The organism is Bradyrhizobium sp. LB8.2, from assembly GCF_040548035.1.
GTDB lineage: Bacteria > Pseudomonadota > Alphaproteobacteria > Rhizobiales > Xanthobacteraceae > Bradyrhizobium.
Map to the genome: position 1 here is coordinate 379,125 of NZ_JBEPQV010000003.1, position 19,617 is coordinate 398,741.

Genomic DNA, 19,617 nt, shown 5'->3' on the forward strand with positions numbered 1-19,617 from the left:
TCCGGATCATGCGCTATCTGCGTCGGACCGCTTGCGCGTGCTCCATGTACATATGCTCGACGGAACGGTCGAGCGAAGCGATCTTCTCGAAACCGCGCCGCCAATCCTGCAAGTGCCGGCGCGTCCAGAGCACGCCCGCCTCGCGGTCGCGGCGCTGGATCGCCTCGATGAGATGGCGATGCGCGGCGACGAGGCGCGGGCCGCCTTCGGCCACACCAGCGACGATCATCTCGGTGGTCGGATAGAACAATTGCGCGGCCGGCTCACGCGCGAGCTGGAGCACGCGGTTCTGCGAGGCCTTGGCAACCAGCACGTGGAATTCGGCATCGCATTCGGCAAGCATCGCGGGATCGCCGACCACGGCCTCGCTGCGCACGAGGTTATCGGCGAGCTCTGCGAGGTTCTCCTCCGTCGCCCGCTCCACCGCGCCTTCGATGCTCGCCACTTCGAGCGTCATCGAGGCCTCGTAGAGCTCGCGGAAAGTGACCTCGTGCAGCACAAGCGCGCGACTGAGACGGCTCGCGAGCTTGGTGTAGCGTGGCAGACAGGCATGCAGCCGTCGCGAGGAATCGCGGCTGATCAGCCCGCCCTCCTCCAGCACGCGAATGCCTTCGCGAATGGTCGAACGGTTGACGCCGAACTGGCGCACCAGATCGTGCTCGGTGCCGATGGGATCGCCCGGCTTGATGCGGCCATTGACGATCTCGCGCTCGATGGCGTCGGCGACCTTCTGATAGGCGGGCGCGACATCGATCGGACGGAAGAGCGGCGCGAGAGGCAAATCTGGCTCCAATGGCGTTTGTCGGACAAACTATAGGAACGGCGGTGGGCGCGTCAAACTGCGTCATTCGCGCCGACGATGCAACAAATTGACTCCTGAGGAACCCGCCTCTAACTTTGTCGGACAAAGGGACAGCATAGTCCCGCTCAAGAGGAAACGTATCCATGAGACCTATCGCAGCATTCGTGTCTGCGGCCGGCTTGCTGTCGGCTGCCCTGATCACCCCCACCTCCGCCCAGCAGGCGCCGCTCAAGATCGGCGTGCTCTCCGACTTCTCCTCGGTCTATTCCGACATCGGAGGCCAGGGGAATGTCGAGGCCACCAAAATGGCGATCGAGGATTTTGGCGGGCAGATGTTCGGCAAGCCGATCGACATGGTCTCTGCCGATGTGCTGAACAAGCCCGACGTCGCCTCGACCATCGCGCGAAAATGGTGGGAGACCGAAGGCGTCGACATGATCATCGACCTGCCGACATCGGCCACTGCGCTCGCGGTGATGGAGCTGTCGAAGCAATACGAGAAGATCATGATCGTGACGGATGCCGCGAGCTCCGACATTACCGGAAAGTCCTGCTCGCCCTACACTGCGCACTGGACCTACGACACTTATTCCAACGCGCACACGGTCGGCAGCGCCATCGTCAAGAACGGCGGCGACAGCTGGTTCTTCCTCACCGCCGACTATGTATTCGGCCATTCGATCGAACGCGACACCGGCGACGTCGTGAGGGCCGCCGGCGGCAAGGTGCTCGGCAGCGTCAAGCATCCGCTCAACACCGCGGACTTCTCATCCTTCCTGCTCCAAGCCCAGGCCTCCAAGGCCAAGATCATCGGGCTGGCGAACGGCGGCGGCGACACCATCAACGCAATCAAGCAGGCCGGTGAATTCGGCATCGTCGCCGGCGGCCAGAACCTGGCTGCGATCGTGATGTTCATCTCCGACGTGCACAGCTTGGGGCTGAAGCTCGCGCAGGGACTGATCATCACCGAGGCCTATTACTGGGACCTCAACGACAAGACCCGCGCCTTCGGCAAGCGTTTCATGGAACGCATGAAGCGCATGCCGACGATGAACCAGGCAGCGACCTACAGCGCGACGCTGCATTACCTGAAGGCGGTGCAGGCCGCCGGCACAAAGGACACCAAGACGGTGATGGCCAAGATGCGCGAGCTGCCGGTGAAGGATGCCTTCACCGACAACGGCGTCTTACGCGAGGACGGCCGCATGGTGCACAGCATGTACCTGTTCCAGGTGAAGAAGCCCGAGGAATCGAAAGGGCCTTGGGACTATTACAAGCTGCTCGCCGAGGTGCCTGCCGACCAGGCCTTCCGTCCGCTCAAGGACGGCGGTTGCCCGCTGGTGAAGTAATGCTTTCGCAACGACCGACCTGCATCGCCTCGCGCGGTGCAGGTCCTTTAGCGCCGTCGCAAGTCGGATGGGCTGTGCCCGAATTTCCTACGAAAGACCGTGCTGAAGTACGACGAGCTGCTGAATCCCAACTGATAGGCAACTTCGGTGATCGACAGGGAGCGCAACTCGGGACGGGTCAGGACGTCGTAACAGCGCTGCAGCCGGCGATCCAAAATCCATTCGGACACCGAGACATCGGTGAGCCGGAAGAGATAATGCAGATGCCTGAGCGAGACGCCGTTGTTCTTTGCGACCTTCTCGAGCGACAGGTCCGCGTCGGTGAGGTGCGTCTCGATCCAGGCTTTGACCGAGCGCAGACGGGCCTGCTGCGCGCCGGCATCCTCCGAGAATTCGTCCCGGTCGCCCATGTCGAGCGCGAGCGCCAGCACGTCCATCAGCTCACCGCCGAGCCGGGTCCTTACGGTCTCATCCAGCGGACCTCCTTGCGCCGCGAGCGTGGCGCAGAACTCGGCGGCAATCCGTCCGAGGCCCCGGCTCGTCGCCATCGTCGTGACGACAGGCAGGCGTCCGTCGCTGAAGCGCGCCGAGAATTCCTGGCGCGGAATCTCGAGGTAGAGCGATCGCACCTTGCCGATGCACTCCAGATCATAGGCCTCCGAGGCCGAGAAGATCGCGCCCATACCGGGATTCGAGAGCAGGGTCTGGCCGGCCTGGAGGACGTTGACCCGGCCCTGCTGGACGAACTCGACGTAGTAGCAATCCTTGTCGAGCTTCGCGATATGCCGCTCGCGTCGGGATATGCGCTGTTCGGACAGCAGTACGTCTGTCATCGTAACTGCGCCGAACCGCGCCTCGCGAATGAAGCCGTGGTAGTCGGATCGCTCCTCGGCATTCACGTCGACATGGACGTAGACATCGCAAATAGCGCCTTGCCACGCGGCGTAGCGCTTGGACGGCTCCAGATCGTCTGTCGAAAATACCAGGTTCATCGTCGGCCCATCCATTGCGAGGCCAGGATGAACGTCGTTTGTGCATCGCACAAGTCGGCCAGGCAAAGAGATTCTAGATGGCCGCCGTCTGCACGCAAGACCGGTTTGCGCGGAGAAGCAAAAGCTTTGCGCTCCGGAGCAAGCCGCCTTCGGGCATGTGGCCTATGAAGAACAAAAAACGGACAACGAAATAGGCGGGAAACGTTCGCTTGCATCAGGTCAGATCAACCGCTGCACAATCTGCCGTGCCGCTTGAATGGCGGTGCCCGTGAGCAGCGCGTTGCCGATCACGACGCGGTTCACGCAACCGATCAAGGCCATCGCCGATATCGAAGCGCTGGAGCGGCGGTCTTACGATTCCCTCATTCCCGCTCGCAATCTCCACGACCTCTTCCAAGCCACCGCGCGACTGCATCCTGATCGGCCTGCGCTAACGGTTTTGACCAAAGGCTCGCGCGAACCGGGCGACGTCACGCTGACGCATCGGCAGTTGCTCGCGGAAATCGCCCGCGCGGCAAACCTGTTCCGGTCGCACGGGATCAACAGGAATGGCGGAACGATCGCGTTTCTCTGTCCGATCCTTCCGCAGCTATTCCCGGCGCTGCTTGGCGCCCAAATCGCGGGCGTCGCCAGCTCGATCAATTTTCTCCTGAACGAAGATGCGATTGCCGACCTGCTCGAGGCACAGAACGCAACCGTGCTGGTCGTTGCTTCCGAAGCGGCCGATCGCGCGATCTGGACCAAAGCAACTAAGGTCGCGAAGCGCGTCCCGTCACTCAGAACGATTTTCGTGCTTGGCAAGGATAGCCGCTCGATTGGCCACTTTCTGAGCTTCGATGAGGCGATTGCAGGTGCGCCGGACATTCTCGAATTCCAGCCGTCGACAGACCGCCAAGCCGTATGCGCACTCTTCCACACCGGCGGGACGACCGGAAGACCGAAGCTCGTGCGCCTGACGCATGGAAACCAGATCCATGCCGCCTGGAGCTTTGCGCAGGTTCACGGATTGGACGAGCTAGATGCCGCCGTGAATGGCTTCCCGCTGTTTCACGTCGGCGGCACGATGACACTCGGTCTGTCCATTATCGCAGCCGGCGGCCATGTCATCATTCCCTCGCCGTACGGTCTCAGAAGTCCGGATGCGATCCGCGATTATTGGCACACCGTGGAGCGCTTCCGCGCAACAATCGTCAGCGGCGTGCCGACGTCGATTGCCGCGCTTGCCGAGGTGCCGATCGGATCCTCCGATATCAGCTCGGTTCGAATGGCCCTCACCGGCGGGGCCGTGGCTCCGAAGGCCATCAGCGAGAGGTTTCAGGCGCGAACCGGGATTACCTTGTTCGAGACCTATGGCATGACGGAAACCGCAGCAGCGATCGCGTTCAATCCCGGCCGCGGGACACCCATACAGGGCAGCGTAGGATTCAGGGCGCCGTTTGCGAGGACCAGAATCGTTTCTCTGGCCGATGCCGACCTGAAGCAAGACTGCCCGCCGCTCACCAGCGGTCTCGTCCTCGTCAGCGGGCCGCAGGTGTTTCCCGGATACATCGACCCCCGGCACAACAAAGGCGTGCTGACCGACGACCAATGGATCGTCACCGGCGATGTCGGATATCTCACCCCGGATCAGCGCCTGGTGCTGACCGGCCGCGAGAAAGACCTGATCGTGCGCAGCGGTCACAACATCGACCCTGCCGCAATCGAGGATGTCGCGAACGCCTTCCCCGGCGTGCAGATGAGTTCGGCCGTCGGCATGCCGGATGCCTATGCCGGCGAGGTCCCGATTCTCTTCGTGGTGCCGTCTCCGGGGCAGACGATCGATCTGCCGCAGCTGCGCGAGCATCTCGAACGCAACGTCAATGAACCTCCTGCGCGGCCGAAGCGGGTCGTGCTGCTCGAAGCGCTGCCAGTCACCGCCGTCGGGAAGATCTTCAAGCCCACGCTTCGCGACCTCGCCGTTCGGGAGAAGGTCAGGACCGAGCTCGACCGCATCTTCAGCCCGGACACCGCGGCAAACATCCTCGTCGAGAGGGACGCCAGGCTGAACACACTCGTCCACATCTCGGTGGACTCCAATGATCAGGAACGGGCTAAGGTACTTGCCGAAAGCCTGGCGACGCTTCCACAAACCTATCGCATAGAGACCCGATCGTCCTGACGGACCCACAGAGGCCGAAGTCGAAGAAAGGCAAAACGGGGATGAAACGCTTTCGGTTCAATCAGCAAGAGATCGTCTTCGCCGTCTTCGCGCTGCTGTTCCTGGTTTTTTCGATCTTCCTGCGCGGCTTTCTGACCGCTGACAACATGCTGACGCTGCTCCAGAACGTGGCGGTGCTCGGCATACTCGGCCTTGCCATGGCGATCGTCGTGATCGGCCGCGGCATCGACATCTCGCTGATCGCAGCCCTCGCAGTGCCGCCGGGGCTGGTGCTGCAGATGGTGCAGAACGGTCATTCGCTGCCGGCCTCGCTGCTGGCCGCAGTGCTGCTCACGATTGCCTTCGGCCTCATCAACGGCTGGCTGATTGCCTATGCGGAAGTCCCCTCGCTATTTGCGACACTCGCAACCGGCCTGCTGCTTGCCGGGCTCGGGCAGACCGCATTGTTTCAGCTCGATGTCGTGCAGTGGAGCCCCGGCATGGACGGCTTCGAGCGGCTCGGACAAGGCACCATTCTCGGCATTCCGACATCAATCGTGATGTTCGCGCTCGCCTGCATCGCAGTCTCTTTCCTGCTGCGCCAGACGCGCTGGGGGGCCTATATCTATGCAATCGGCGATAACCCTTACGCCGCGCGTGTCACCGGGATTCCCTCCCGGCCGATCATCGTGCTGCAATATGTCGTCGCCGCCCTGATCGGCTGCTTTGCCGGTCTGGTAATGGCCGCATCCGTTAATTCAATGCCGACCCGCATCTTCAACTCGACGCTCATCTACGACGTCATCCTGGTCGTCGTGCTTGGCGGCATCGGGCTATCCGGCGGCCGCGGCGGCGTGCTGAACGTCGTGATCGGCACGCTCGTGATCGGCACGATGCTCAACGGCATGACCATCATGGACATTTCCTACGCCGGACAGAATCTCATCAAGGGCGTGGTCCTGCTGCTCGCCGTCATCACGGACTCTTTCTTGAATCCGCGCAACGAAGAAACGGCACAGCAAGGCGACATCTGAACGACCCAACGAGAACGACAACTATAACCAAGGAGGAAGCAATGAAACATTTCGGCAGCCCGACAAAGGCGACCGTGACCGCACTGGGTCTCGCGACAATGACCGTACCGGCCCTGGCCCAGCAGGGCCTGGACGAGCCGTTCCAGAAGCCGTTCAAGGAGGCGCTGGCCGGCAAGACCGTGGCCTATGTTCCGGTCGCCATGAACTTCGACCTCACCGAAGGCTGGTATGCCGGCCTGAAGAAGGAGCTCGAGCCGTTCGGCGTCAAGTTCGTGATCCGCGATGCCAACTGGAATACCAACGCCGGTGCGCAGGCCGTCACGTCGCTGATCTCGGAGAAGCCGGCCGTGATCGTGGTCCAAAATCCGGACGTGCAAACCTACGCCAAGCTGCTGCAGCGCGCCGAGAACGAAGGCATCTACGTCATCCAGATCAACATGGGCTCGGCCTACCGGAGCTCGGCCTTCGTCGGCGCCAACTGGGTCGAGATCGGCGAACGCCAGACCGAAGCCGTGGTCAAGGCCTGCGAGGGCAAGTCGAACAAGATTGCGATCATCCAGGGGGCGCTGTCGGCGGCAGCGAGCGCCTATACGCTGAAAGGCGTCGAGAACGTGCTCGCCAAGCATCCCGAGGTCAAGGTGGTGTCCAGCCAAGCCGCCGATTGGGACGCGGCCAAGGCCAAGGCGATCACGCAAACGGTGCTGAAGCAGAATCCCGATCTCTGCGGCATCGTCGGCTTCTGGGACGGCATGGATATCGGCACCGCGGCGGCCGTGAAGGAAGCAGGCCTCACCGGAAAGGTGTTCGTCGCCACCTCAGGCGGCGGCGAGCGCAAGGGCGCGTGCGAGCTGGTGAAATCGGGCGCGTTCGACCTCGACATGAGCTACGACGTACCGACCCAGGCCGCGCAGATGGCCGGCACGATCAAATGGCTGCTGTCATCAGGCGTCAAGCCGGGCTCGATCAAGGGCTCGGAATACACGACGCTGATTCCGATCACCAAGGAGAACGCCGATAGCCAGATGGCCTGCTGGAATCTCAGCGACCTCAAGAAATAATTCCACGACACCAGACTCAAGCGTCCCGGGCCGCTTCGCGTCCGGGACGTCGCTCGAAATTTGCAAGGTCCTGGAATGCCGATGCGCGATACCCTGACGAGCCTGCGTTACCGCTACTGGCCTGATCATCTGCTCGGTGAAATTCTGTCCAAGCGATGGACCGAGACAGCCATCCCGGTGATCCTTCTCCTGATCATTGGCCTCGCGCTCAGCCGATCCATCGACAATTTCCTGTCGCCGGCGAGCCTCGCCGACACCGCGCGCCAGGCCGGAGAGATCGGCTTCATCGCGCTCGGGCTGGCGCTGGTGGTCATCGTCGGCGGAATCGATCTTTCCGTCGGTTCAATCTTCGCGCTGACAGATTTCTGCGCCCTTTATCTGCTCGACGTATTGGGCTGGCCGGTGCCGGCGGTGGTCGCCGCGACGCTGCTCTGCGGCGCGCTGCTTGGTGCCGTCAATGGTGTGCTGATCGGATATCTGCGGCTACGGGCCTTCATCACCACGCTGATCACGCTGATCATCTACCGCTCGGCCTACGATCTCCTGATCCAGCGCTATTCCAACGCGATCGCGTCGTCCTTTCCCGACATTCCGTCCTGGGATTTCATCGGCGGCGGCAGTGTCTTCGGCTTTCCGACCGTGGCGCTCGTCTATATCGTGATCGCCATCTTCGGTCATATCTTCATGACGCGGTTGCGTCCGGGCTGGCACATCACCGCGATCGGCGGCTCGCGCCGTTCGGCTTACAATTCCGGCATTCCCGTCCGCCGCACCATTGCGCTCTGCTACGTCGCGAGCGGTGTGCTGACCAGCATCGGCGCGCTGTTCTTCGCGTCCCGGCTCGGCACCGTCGGCGGCGACATCGGCGTCGGACTTGAGGTGATCGTGGTGACCGCAACGGTGCTGGGCGGCATCACGCTCGGCGGCGGCAAGGGCTCGGTGGCTAAATCAGCCGTCGGGGTGCTGATCGTACTCCTGATCACCAACGGCCTGACGACCATGAACGCGCGCGGCGGCGTCAACCGGATGGCGCTCGCCGGTATCCTGCTTGTCGCTGCCATGGTCGATATCCGCTGGCAGAAGAACCGCACACGCATCATCAGCAAAGTCTATGTCGCGCCCACCTATCACGCGCTGCCACCGCCCCCACCGACCGAAATCGGGCAAGGCGGCCCGTTCGAGCAGAACGACAAGCTGCGTAACGTCGAGCTGATCGGCCTCGGACGGATCGAGGCACCCGAAGACGTCATCCTCGATCGCCACGACAATCTCTATGCGGGTTCGCGCCACGGTGACATCATCCGCTTTCTCGCACCGGACTATCAGAAGATGGAGGTGTTCGCCCATATCGGCGGCCAGCCGCTCGGCATGGCCTTCGACCGCGAGGACAACCTCTACATCTGCATCGGTGGCATGGGACTCTATCGCGTCAGGCCCGACGGAACGGTGGAAAAGGTGACCGACGAGACCAACCGCAGCATGCGCTCGGTCAACGACGACAGCCGCCTGCGGCTCGCCGACGATCTCGACATCACCGACGACGGCCTCATCTTCTTCTCGGAGGCGACTGTGCGCTACGAGATGGACGAATGGCCGATCGACGGGCTTGAGGCGCGCGGCAACGGACGCATCATTTCCTACGACACCAAGACCGGCACGACACGCACGGAGCTGCGCGGCCTCAAATTCCCGAACGGCATCTGCGTCGCCAGCGACGGCCAGTCGATCCTGTTTGCCGAAACGTTCGGCTGCTCGATCAAGCGCTATTGGTTCGCGGGACCGAAAAAGGATGCCATCGAGGTGGTGATGGACAATTTGCCGGGCTACCCTGACAACATCAACCTGGCCTCGGATGGCAATTACTGGCTGGCGCTGGTCGGCATGCGCAGCCCCTCGCTCGACCTCGCCTGGAAAATGCCTGGCTTCCGGCGACGCATGGCCAAACGCGTGCCCGTGGATGAGTGGCTGTTCCCCAACATCAACACAGGCTGCGTGGTCAAGTTCAACGAGCAGGGCAAGATCGTCGAATCGCTCTGGGATCTGCGCGGCGAAAACCATCCGATGATCACATCGATGCGCGAGCATCGCGGCTATCTCTATCTCGGCGGCATCCTCAACAACCGGATCGGCCGCTACAAGCTCGACAACGCCGATCCGAACTTCGTCCAATACGACAAGAGGTGGGGAAAGCAATCGTGATCGCGGCTGTAAGGGAGTTCGCCAACCGCTTTCTCGGGCGGGGCGACGCCACCATCACCGTGCCGTCCTTTGACGGCGCATTGAAGCCCAACCAGAAGCTGGAATCGGCGGAGATCTTGCTGACCTGCGAAGCGCCGGAGGACATCGCCACCGATGGAAGCAAGCTTTTCATTGCGGATGGTCCGCGCTTGATGCGCCTGGATGGCGTCTCGGCATCAGAGGTCCGCAGCTTCGATCGGCCTATCTCGGCCCTGTGTACCCTTCCCGGCGGCGGCCTCGCAGTCGCGCTCGGAGGGCGCGAGGTGCATCTCTACGCAAACGCTTCGGCCGAGCAGCCAGGCACGACGTTTGCCGATAGCGCGTTCAACGCCATCAACGCGCTCGCGCTCGCGGACGACAATACGCTCATTGCGACTGACGGCTCCACAACATGCGGCGTCAACGACTGGGCGCGCGACCTGATGGAGCTCAACCGGAGCGGCCGCGTGTTCAGGCTGGATCCCGGCAGCAAAACCGTGACGCCGCTGGCGCAAGGGCTCGGCCATGCCTTCGGTGCTTGCGCGCATGGCCATGGCGTGCTGGTCAGCGAGAGCTGGCGTCACCGCCTCGTCCTGGTGGCGCCGGGCGCTGCACCGCAGACAATGCTTGCTCACCTTCCCGTCTATCCATCGCGGCTGGCGAAGGCCTCGGGCGGCGGCTACTGGCTGACGGCCTTCACCGCGCGCACCCAGCTCATCGAGTTCGTGCTGCGCGAGCCGGCCTACCGGCGGCGCATGATAGCCGAAATCGATCCAGAGTACTGGGTCGCGCCGCGCCTGCGCTCCGGCCTCTCGTTCAAGGAGCCGATGCAGGGCGCGCATATCAAGACCATGGGCGTGATCAAGCCGTGGGCGCCGCCGCGCTCCTATGGGCTAGTCATCCGGCTCGACGCCGACGGCCAGCCGCTTTACTCGCTGCACAGCCGGGTCGACGGCGTCAATCACGGCGTCGTTGCGGCCATCGAGATGGGCGACGATCTCGTCCTGATCGCCAAGGGGCCGGGCCGTGTCCTGAGATTGCCTCTCGCCGGCCTTGCCGAGGAGTTTGGTTCATGAGCGACATCATGCTCTCGCTGCGCAAGGCCACAAAACTCTACGCCGGCGTGCCCGCCATCGACGGGGTCGACTTCGACCTCCGCCGCGGCGAGATTCACGCACTGGTCGGCGAGAACGGCGCCGGCAAGTCGACCCTGACCAAGGTGATGGCGGGCGTGGTGACGCTGACCTCAGGTGCCATGACGGTTGACGGCGTCGACGTCGCACCGAGGACGCCGCTGGAGGCGCGCAATCTAGGCATCGCCATGGTGTTCCAGGAGAACAGCCTGGTGCCGACCATGACGGTCGCGCAGAACCTGTTTCTTGGGCAGGAGAAGTTTTACAACCGCCTGCGCGGCATCTACATCGCCGCGCAGCAGTTTTTGCAATCGCTCAATTTCGACGTCACGCCGACTGCGACCGTGGGCGGCCTTGGAGCTGCCAAGAAGCAAATGGTGGAGATCGCGCGCGCGGTTCTGCACCGCGCCAAGGTCATCATCTTCGACGAGCCGACCGCATCGCTGACGCCGGAAGAGAAGAAATACTTCTTCGACCTCGTCCGTGATCTCAAGAAGCGCGGCGTCTCGATCGTCTTCATCTCGCACGCCCTGGAAGAGGCCCTGCTGCTCGCCGACCGAATCACGGTCCTGCGCGACGGCAAGCATGTCGTGACCGACGACGCCGCAAAATTCGACCGTGCCGCAATCGTGCAGGCCATGGTCGGACGCGACCTTTCCAACACGCTCTACGGCGCAAGGAAAAGTAACGTGCGGCCGGCCGGTGCGCGCGTGCTCACGGTGCAGAATTTGAAGATGGCGCCGATGGTGAAGAACAATTCACTGTCGGTGTTCGCGGGACAGATCACCGGCGTGTTCGGCCTGGTCGGCGCGGGGCGCACCGAAACCTTCAAGATCGTCTCCGGCGTGCTCAAGCGCGACTTCTTCCACGGCGGAGAAATCCTGCTGCACGACAAGCCGGTGCGCTACCGGGTACCGGCGCCGGCGGTCAAGGCCGGCATCGCCTATGTCACCGAGGACCGCAAGGTCGAGGGCTTCTTCGAGACGTCCTCGATCGCGCGCAACATTTATCTCGGCCTGCTGTCGAAATTCCCCAAGGGCCGCATGATGCTGTCCCGGCGGGAAACCGAGACGGTCGGCAGGAGCTGGATCAAGAAACTCGGGGTGCGCGCCATCGGCGACCACGGCAAGGTGGTCGAGCTCTCCGGCGGCAATCAGCAGAAGGTCGTGATCGCAAAATCGCTGGTGCAGGAGCCGGACCTGATCATCTTCGACGAGCCGACGCGCGGCGTCGACGTCGGCGCCATCGTCGAGATCCACGAGCTGATCAACCGGCTTGCCGACGAGGGCAAGGCGGTCGTGGTCATCTCGTCCTATCTGCCCGAGATCATGGCCCTTTCCGACCGGATCCTGGTCTCACGCCAGGGCAAGGTTGTGGAGGAATTCTCCGCGCAGGACGCGACTGAGGAGAGGATCATGTACGCGGCTATCCACTGAGAGAGCTGTCTACAGCTTGTGCCCCTTCTGGCGCAGCGCCTCGATCAGGCGCTGCTTTAACTCGTCGGCAGCCTTCTGGCTGACGGCCTGGCCGATCTGCGCGCTTGCCTGCGCCAGCGCATCGGACTTCTCCAGAAACTTCTTCCCGGCCGGCTGGGCATAGAAGGCCTCGATCTGGCGCAGCTCGTCGATGCTGAAGCCTTGGGCATAGAGGGCAGCGACCTGGTCGATCATCGAGGTCAGCGCCGGGGTGTAGATCTCGGAGCCGGGTGCCGTCATCGCGTCATAGTCGCGCTCGATCTCCGGCCTGTCCTGCGCGACCACGGGCCGGAGCTTGAGCAGAAGCTGCGGCAACAGCGCGCGATATTGATCCGCGATCTTCAAGGTGACCACGAGCTTGCGCGCCGCGCTCATCGCCTCCGGCGAGGGTGCTTGGGCCGCTGCGTCACTGATCAGGAGCAGGAGGGCGCCGGCGATCGTCAACAAACGTCTGGACATGAACCCCTCCACGAGATGCAGGCTGGCGATGCTCAACGACCGGCAGCTGCCGCCGGCGCAGTCTGCAATGCGGCGTCGGCCTCCTCGACCTCCGTCACCTTCACGAACAGGTTCGGCACTCGTCTGGCCCGGTCGAGCAGCCAGGCGGCTGCGATCATGATGATGATGCCGACGGCGGAGACCGCGAGCTGCTCCCAGACGCCCTTGGTGTATTGCGTCAGGATCCAGTGCGCCGAGAACGACAGGAATACGCCCAGGCAGAAGATCGGCAGCGAATGCCGGCCACACAGGATGACGGGCCTCAGCCAGGGCCCGTGCAGCGCCCGCCATTTGCGCGAGACGAAATGCGTCACCCACATCGCCAGCGCCAGGAAATGCGTGAAGCGCAGCATGTCGAGATCGGTCTTGTCGATCGGGTAGATCGCCTTGATCATCCATTTCGGGACCAGGGCTTCGAGCGCAGGGACATGCCAGGTCATCACGATCAGCAGCGCGAAGGCGAGCCAGGCCACGGCCAGCCCCATCGCCGCTTTCGACCACACCCATGTCGCGACCTTGTCGATCTGGCCGATGCCGCACCAGGCCGCAAACACGAACATCAGCTGCCAGCAGAACGGGTTGAAGTACCAGGTCGTGCCGGGCGGATAGGAGGCGACGTTCCAGTCGAACCAGCGCGACAGCGCATAAAGCACCACCGACGTCGCGAGTGTCAGGTTCGGCCGGCGCACCAGGCACCAGACGATGAAGGGCGCGACGAACACCAGCGTGATGTAGAGCGGCAGCACGTCGAGATTGACCGGCTTGTATTTCAAGAGGATCGCCTGGCCGATCAGCTCGTCCGGATGCGACAGGAAATTGAACACGTTGAACTCGTGCTCGTACATCGGATTGTCGAAGCGGCGCGCGGTGCGGGCGATCTGCGCCGTGAACAGCAGGAACAGCATGATGTGAGCGACATACATCTCGGCCGCGCGCCGCCACAGCCGCTTCAGCGCCGCGAGAAACCAGCCGCCTGCGACGATCGGGCCGTAGATCCAGCCGACCAGATAGCCGGAGATGAAGACGAAAAACTCCGCGGCGTCGCTGAAGCCGTAATTGCGCAAGGTCAGCCAAGCCACGACGTCGTGCGGGATGTGGTCGAGGAAGATCATCCACAATCCGATGCCGCGGAAGAGATCGAGCCGCAAATCGCGTTCGACCGGCGCAAGCAGCGCTGACTGGTCCCGTGTGATCATGGCCCCGCCTCGTTCGGTGGGCGTCGCGCCGTCGCGGCGCCGGAAAATCGGATGCTAAAAAACTTGAATCGAAATGTCGCCTGCCCCTGCGGCTAGGACCGACGGTAGCCGACCTTGCTGTGCGCGCAAGAGGCTTTCATCAAAGCGAGCCGCACAAGCATGCCGTCTCTGCGTTGCACAATGGGAGACCCTTCAAAAAAAGGCGAAAACAACCCCATGCACAGTAGCTAAACCCTCGCGTCGCCTGCCGAATTTATTTGACGCGTCGGGCAGATTTCGGCTGCGGCGGCCGATCCAACCGGGAGCAGAGTTCAGGTCAGCTCGTCGTCCCGCGCCACCATCTCGTTCAGCATCGCCTCGGCCTTGTGCTGGAGCGGCAGCGCGCCGCTCTCAGTGACGATCGCGATCGTCGCGCGCAGGGCCGCAAGGATGGCCGCACGGGCCTCTGCAGTCGACGGCGGCGTCACCACGGCCTCGCCGAACAGGGCCTCGGCTTCCAAGCCGGAAAACCCCTGCTGCCGCGCCGTGTTGCGCGCCTCGCGCAGCATGTTCTGCGCGGCCTGGATGTCGCCGAGGCGGTGGGTGGCGAGCGCAAGGTAGATCGAGCTACGCAGCACCGCCGAGGTATAGCCGACCGCCTTCGCCTCCTCGCGCGCTTCGGTCAGCATGCCGCGTGCCCGGTCGAACAGCCCCTGCTCCAGATAGGCCATGCCGAGGTGACAGCCGAGCACCGGCACGAACAGCCGGATGCCGTGCTTTTGCGCAAGGACAAAACCGTCTTCGAGAATAGCCGCGGCCGCGGCCGGCTCGTTTTGGCCAAGCTTCAGCCACCCGCCGCTATAGGCGGCGGCGACCCGGTCGTAGGGCCGGGCCGTCTCCTCCGCGATCGCTGCGGCCTCGCGCTGGAGCTGCTCGGCGGCATCGAGCTCGCCCATGACGGTGTGGGTGAAGCTCTTCATCATGCAGCAGAGAAGGAGTGTGTATTTGGGGGGAGTTCCGAAGGGCGCACTCGCTTCCGGCCCCATGAGATGGGCACGGGCTCGCGCGATAGTCCGCTCCGCCTCGCGATAGCGCCCGGCAAGAAAATAGGCCTGCCCGAGATTGTATTGCGCAAGGTTGCGCCAACCCGGGTTGCCGGACTCTTCGGCAAGACCAACGACCTCCTCGCCAAGAGTAACGGCCTCCGTAGGCGTCCCATAGAAGTTCTGCCCACCCGCCATGACCGTCTTGGCGGCAACCCTTCTGCCGACATCATCGATCTCGCTGGCCCGTTGGTCAGCTTCCTTTCCCAGATCGACCCACTCGGCAACCCGACCGGACCAGATGAACGCCATGCGCGCCTCCATCCGGAGATCAATGGCATTCGTCTCCCTCGAACTCGTTATTGGCGTCTTATCGAGTGAACTCATCGCGGTCCGGAAGTAGTCGACCGCGTCTGCATATGCCGAGCGCAAAAGACACTTCTGTGCGGCGCTTCTTCCGTAGTCGAACGCCTTGGGCCAGTCCTTGGCACGCATCGCGTGGTAACAGAGAGCGTCAGGATCATCTCTCAATATTTCGTCGCTCTCGAATGCCGCAAGAACGCGCGCATGTACGCTCTCGCGGACCTTTTCGACCATCGACTCGTAGGTCACCTGGCGAACCATCTCGTGTCGAAACTCAAGCGAGTCCGCGATGTCGCTATCGATCTTGACCAGCAGCTCGGCCCGATCGAGCGCTGCAAGGCAGTCCCGCAGGGCGTCTTCGGGCAAGTCCGAGACTCTCCGCACGACGGCTTCGCTCGATCGCGGCCCCAATGCGGCAGCGACCTGCAAAACCAGGCGCTCCTGCCTCGACACCCGATCGAGTCGCGCCGCAATCACACCTTGGATACTTGTGGGGATACCCAGCTCTTCTATAGGACGCACCAGGGCCAGATCACCCCACTGGCCGCGAAGTGTGCCGTTATCCTTCAGACCACGGCAGACCTCCTCGATGAACAGCGGAACGTTGGCCGTGTGAGAGATGATCCGGTTCTTCAAGCCTGCATTCGTCACGGACGTGCCGAGCATGTCGGCCAACATGGCCATTCCGGATTCATCATCCAATGGCCGCATCGCGATCACTTCTGCATGACAACGCGCGATCCATTCCGGCATTCCGTTCGGCCTGCTCGTGAGGAAAACGAACAGATTCGGCACCTGCAGCGACGCTATGGCGGCAATAACCGTGTCGCTGGCTCGATCAACCCAGTGCAGATCCTCGATGAGAAGAACGGTGCCGTTATGGCGGGCTACGCCTTCCAGGATTGCGCAGCTTGCCTCCGAAATCGCCCGTCCCCGCGCGTAGGGCTCCAATTCGCTCCAACGCGGATCGGAAATGGGCAAATCCAGCACCGCGTCGATTGCAAACTGATGGACCGGCGACAATTCCCTTCGAGGGTCTGCCAGGCGGTCTGAGTCCTTGGAGACTGCCTCCAGGAGAGAAAGCACCAGTCGCTTCAGGGTGCTAAATGGCGCGCCCTGAAGATTTGGGCTGCACTCGACGTCGAGCAACCGCCAGCCGTCAGCCCTGAGTCCCTGCGCAAATTCGTGCGCAAGCCGCGACTTTCCAATGCCCGCATCACCCATCAGCAGAACAGTCTGCCCGCTAGTGACAACCTTCTCCGCAGCGCGCCATAGCAGCGCCCGCTCCGTCGTCCGATCGACAAATCGGGAGACGCTACGAGCGCGTCGCACCCGCCAGCTCGAAAGATCGCTCGCTCCAATGATCCGATAGACCGGCAGAGCTTCGTTGAAGCCGCGCAGGGTCTTGCGGCCAAGAAAATCAAAGCGGACATGCCCGTCCGCAAGCTTCTGGCAGGCTTCGGACACGTAGATCTGGTTCGCCTCGGCTGCCGTCTCCAGCCGCGCGGCCAGATGCTGGGCGGCGCCGCCGATCTCGTAGACCTTCGAAAATTCGCTGGCGACCATGTAGGCAACGACATGGCCGGAGTGCAGACCGACCCGGACCTGGAGCCCGGGATCCCCCAAACTGCCGACGCGCCGGACCAGCTCGATCGCCGCATGGCAGGCAAGGGGCGCATGGTTGTCGTCGGCGATCGGAGCGCCAAAGACTGCAGCCAGCCCGTCTCCCAGCTCCTTGCTGACGATGCCGCCAAACTGGCGTACCGCGGCCCTCATGGCCGCCAGTGCCGGCTCGAGGCGCGAGACAGCCTCCTCCGGCTCCAATTCGGCAACAAGACCTGTCGAGTCTATGACATCGGCACGAAGAATCGTCACAAACCGACGTTCGCTGTCGGGATCGACCCGCTGACGCACTGCGGCCCCGCATCTGGAGCACCAGCTATCGTCCGGACCGATTGCAGACTGACACGTGAAGCAATTCATTCCTGCGCCTCAGAGGTCGCGGCCATTCTGTCGACCAGAATCCGCGAGCAACTCTCGATAAGAATACCTGTCGAAAACAGCTTAGCAATCGCGCTTGCTCCTCACCGTTAGCGGGGCACGGTGCGGTTGGCGATCTGGACGAAACTCAGTCCTGAGTGGTAGCGTAAGCAAATCCCAACAAAGATGGGGCACATATTTCGACGGCGCGAGGATTGGCCAAGCTGACCGGCGTCGCTGGAGTTGTACGTATTTTCGCAAAGCCAAGAACATAAAGCCAAGAACATATTGAAGGAAAAGGCGATGGGCTCAAGAACATATACCGGGGCTTCATTCAAAGATTTGATGAACGAGAATTATTTCCCGCTGGAAAACATGCAGCGGAGCGTGGACATCCTCAAGGCGTCCCCGGACATCCACCTGCCGACGCTGGAATACGGCCAATACCACCTGATCTTGACGCCGCCAGACAGATGGCCAGAGGGAAGCGCTGCGTACTGGCACAAGGAAAAGGGCCGGGCTCGCGTCGACCTCAGCACCCAGCCTAACACGATCCCCTTGTCCAGCGACGAGCCGGGCGTGATCCCCTTGACGCGATGCGATCTGCTCGATGCCTGCGTCCGGAAATGCTTCAACTCCGAGCCGCCGATCCCGATGAAGACGAAGATCGTCACGCACAAGGCGAGCGACGCCTATGCGCACCGGCATGAGATCCGGCTGGAGTGGGAGTATCGCGATGGCGAGGACAAGGCGCCGACGCTGCTCTATCTGACGATGGTTTGTCCGCACAGACCCTGATCATCGGACGCATTCGACGCGACAGAATGGCTGTCATCACCTCCCGCGCGCCCCACAGGCACGCGGGAGGTGATGATTCTACGCCCGCTCGCCGAGGGGCCATCGGGCCTGGTCGGGGCCGACGGGAAGGCAATTACGCAGTTCTGAGCTGCCTTGAGCTCCGCGCAAAAAAATGGCCCGCGCGAGACGGGCCATTTCCTCATGTAAACCGACAAATTCAGCGAAGGCCGCCGGTGACGTGAAGTGTCTCGCCCGTGATGTAAGAGGCTTCGTCCGAAGCGAAGAAGGCCACCGCGGCGGCGATCTCCTCGACCTTGCCGATGCGGCCAAGCGGGGTTGTGGATTCGATCCAGTTGCGCATGTCGCCCTCGTGCAGGCCGGCCGACACGACGCCTTCGGTGGCGATCATGCCCGGATTGACGGCATTGACGCGGATCTTGCGCGGCGCCAGCTCCTTCGACAGCACGGAGGAGATCGCGTCCACCGATGCTTTCGTCGCGGTATAGACGGCGGTGTTCGCCGGCGCGATGGTCGATACGCCGGAGCTGATATTGATAATGCTTCCGCCATTGGGGTTGAAGTGCTTCGACGCTTCACCCGAGACCAGCAGCAGGCCAAGCACATTGAGGTCGAAATGCTTGTGGAAATGCTCAGGCGTGATGGCCTCGAGCGGTGCGAACTCGTAAACGCCCGCGTTGTTGACGAGGATATCGATCGCACCGAACGCCTTCACGGTTTCCGCGACCACACTTTTCACGTCCTTGGCGTCGGCCAAATTGCCGTGGACGGCGACCGCTTTGCCGCCCTTGGCGAGGATGGCGGCGACGACGCGGTCGGCGGCCTGCTTGCTGGAGCTGTAATTGACGGCGACCGCCGCACCCTCGGCCGCAAGCCGGGCGGAGATTTCGGCACCGATGCCTTTGGATGCGCCGGTCACGAGCGCAACTTTTCCTTCGAGTCTCTTGGTCATCATATATCTCCATGATCCGGCACGACGCCGATATTCAATCGTTCAATACTAGTGAACTATTGAATGAGTTCAAGGGAGGTGCTATATTTTAGGCATGGTGCAGTTCGTTCACCCATCGCGGGGCGAGATCACACTGGCCGGGGTGCTAGGCGCGCTTGCGGATCCTATGCGGCTGCGAATCGTCAAGAGCTTGGCCGCGCAGAGCGATTGCATGTCGTGCACCGAGGCGGCGCCTTGCCCCGACATGGCGAAGTCGACCCTGTCGAACCATTTCCGGATCCTGCGGGAGGCCGGCCTGATCCGGACGTCCAAGCAAGGCGTCCAGCACCGCAATGTCCTGCGCGAGGACGACATCAATGCGCGGTTTCCGAAGTTACTCAAGATGATCCTGAGCTATCCGGACTGAGGGCGTTCGCCTACTCTTGGTCGGGGATTACAGTCACCGACAAGCGATTACGGTGCAATCAACTCTGACGGCGCATTAGCATTAAAGTGCACTGGACTGCACCCCTGGAATGAGACACGGTAATTGCGGTGACAGGCTCATTTCGAGGATGACCTGTGGCAGCAAGAGGAAAGAACCGTCGGTTTCC

General features: G+C 62.4%; 15 protein-coding genes. 9 read left to right on the top strand and 6 right to left on the bottom strand.

Features of this window, described 5'->3' with window-relative positions; genetic code table 11:
• Positions 1–13 precede the first annotated feature (13 nt).
• Complete coding sequence (locus ABIB06_RS06280; RefSeq protein WP_247344048.1) at positions 14–781, bottom strand: FadR/GntR family transcriptional regulator; 768 nt, start codon at positions 779–781, stop codon at positions 14–16.
• 164 nt (positions 782–945) lie between these two features.
• On the opposite strand from ABIB06_RS06280, the gene ABIB06_RS06285 reads away from it, so the two are divergent.
• Entirely contained in the window at positions 946–2,151 is a 1,206-nt protein-coding gene (locus tag ABIB06_RS06285; RefSeq protein WP_354044589.1) for an ABC transporter substrate-binding protein, read from the top strand.
• Positions 2,152–2,198: 47 nt separating this feature from the next.
• On the opposite strand, the gene ABIB06_RS06290 is transcribed toward ABIB06_RS06285, so the two are convergent.
• Positions 2,199–3,143, bottom strand: coding sequence for a helix-turn-helix domain-containing protein (locus ABIB06_RS06290; protein ID WP_247344054.1), 945 nt, complete (start codon positions 3,141–3,143; stop codon positions 2,199–2,201).
• 268 nt (positions 3,144–3,411) lie between these two features.
• On the opposite strand from ABIB06_RS06290, the gene ABIB06_RS06295 reads away from it, so the two are divergent.
• From ABIB06_RS06295 to ABIB06_RS06320, 6 genes are all read left to right on the top strand, one after another.
• Positions 3,412–5,301, top strand: coding sequence for an AMP-binding protein (locus ABIB06_RS06295; RefSeq protein WP_354044588.1), 1,890 nt, complete (start codon positions 3,412–3,414; stop codon positions 5,299–5,301).
• 41 nt (positions 5,302–5,342) lie between these two features.
• Positions 5,343–6,314, top strand: coding sequence for an ABC transporter permease (locus ABIB06_RS06300; protein ID WP_247344060.1), 972 nt, complete (start codon positions 5,343–5,345; stop codon positions 6,312–6,314).
• A gap of 41 nt (positions 6,315–6,355) precedes the next feature.
• Positions 6,356–7,372, top strand: coding sequence for a sugar ABC transporter substrate-binding protein (locus tag ABIB06_RS06305; RefSeq protein ID WP_354044587.1), 1,017 nt, complete (start codon positions 6,356–6,358; stop codon positions 7,370–7,372).
• A 75-nt stretch (positions 7,373–7,447) separates the two neighbouring features.
• Entirely contained in the window at positions 7,448–9,571 is a 2,124-nt protein-coding gene (locus ABIB06_RS06310) for an ABC transporter permease (protein ID WP_354044586.1), read from the top strand.
• Positions 9,568–10,665 (top strand): NHL repeat-containing protein, encoded by a 1,098-nt coding sequence (locus ABIB06_RS06315; protein WP_354044585.1) that lies wholly within the window; start codon positions 9,568–9,570, stop codon positions 10,663–10,665. The genes ABIB06_RS06310 and ABIB06_RS06315 overlap by 4 nt, the downstream gene beginning before the upstream one ends.
• Positions 10,662–12,158 carry a sugar ABC transporter ATP-binding protein gene (locus ABIB06_RS06320; RefSeq protein WP_354044584.1) on the top strand — a complete coding sequence of 499 codons (1,497 nt, stop codon included), beginning with the start codon at positions 10,662–10,664 and terminating at the stop codon, positions 12,156–12,158. Before ABIB06_RS06315 ends, ABIB06_RS06320 begins: the two co-directional genes overlap by 4 nt.
• A gap of 9 nt (positions 12,159–12,167) precedes the next feature.
• Here ABIB06_RS06320 and ABIB06_RS06325 read toward each other — a convergent pair whose 3' ends face one another.
• From ABIB06_RS06325 to ABIB06_RS06335, 3 genes are all read right to left on the bottom strand, one after another.
• Positions 12,168–12,656 (bottom strand): DUF2059 domain-containing protein, encoded by a 489-nt coding sequence (locus ABIB06_RS06325; RefSeq protein WP_354044583.1) that lies wholly within the window; start codon positions 12,654–12,656, stop codon positions 12,168–12,170.
• A gap of 32 nt (positions 12,657–12,688) precedes the next feature.
• Positions 12,689–13,891, bottom strand: a complete 1,203-nt coding sequence (locus ABIB06_RS06330) for an OpgC domain-containing protein (RefSeq protein ID WP_354044582.1) — start codon at positions 13,889–13,891, stop codon at positions 12,689–12,691.
• Positions 13,892–14,202: 311 nt separating this feature from the next.
• Positions 14,203–17,259 (bottom strand): ATP-binding protein, encoded by a 3,057-nt coding sequence (locus ABIB06_RS06335; protein ID WP_247344081.1) that lies wholly within the window; start codon positions 17,257–17,259, stop codon positions 14,203–14,205.
• 300 nt (positions 17,260–17,559) lie between these two features.
• Here ABIB06_RS06335 and ABIB06_RS06340 point away from each other — a divergent pair, with 300 nt between their 5' ends.
• A complete protein-coding gene (locus tag ABIB06_RS06340; RefSeq protein ID WP_247344361.1) occupies positions 17,560–18,054 on the top strand; it encodes a hypothetical protein in 495 nt (164 codons plus the stop codon).
• A 217-nt stretch (positions 18,055–18,271) separates the two neighbouring features.
• On the opposite strand, the gene ABIB06_RS06345 is transcribed toward ABIB06_RS06340, so the two are convergent.
• Positions 18,272–19,024 (bottom strand): SDR family NAD(P)-dependent oxidoreductase, encoded by a 753-nt coding sequence (locus ABIB06_RS06345; RefSeq protein WP_247344084.1) that lies wholly within the window; start codon positions 19,022–19,024, stop codon positions 18,272–18,274.
• Positions 19,025–19,118: 94 nt separating this feature from the next.
• Here ABIB06_RS06345 and ABIB06_RS06350 point away from each other — a divergent pair, with 94 nt between their 5' ends.
• Positions 19,119–19,430: an ArsR/SmtB family transcription factor gene (locus tag ABIB06_RS06350; RefSeq protein ID WP_247344087.1), complete on the top strand. Its 312-nt coding sequence runs from the start codon at positions 19,119–19,121 to the stop codon at positions 19,428–19,430.
• Positions 19,431–19,617 lie beyond the last annotated feature (187 nt).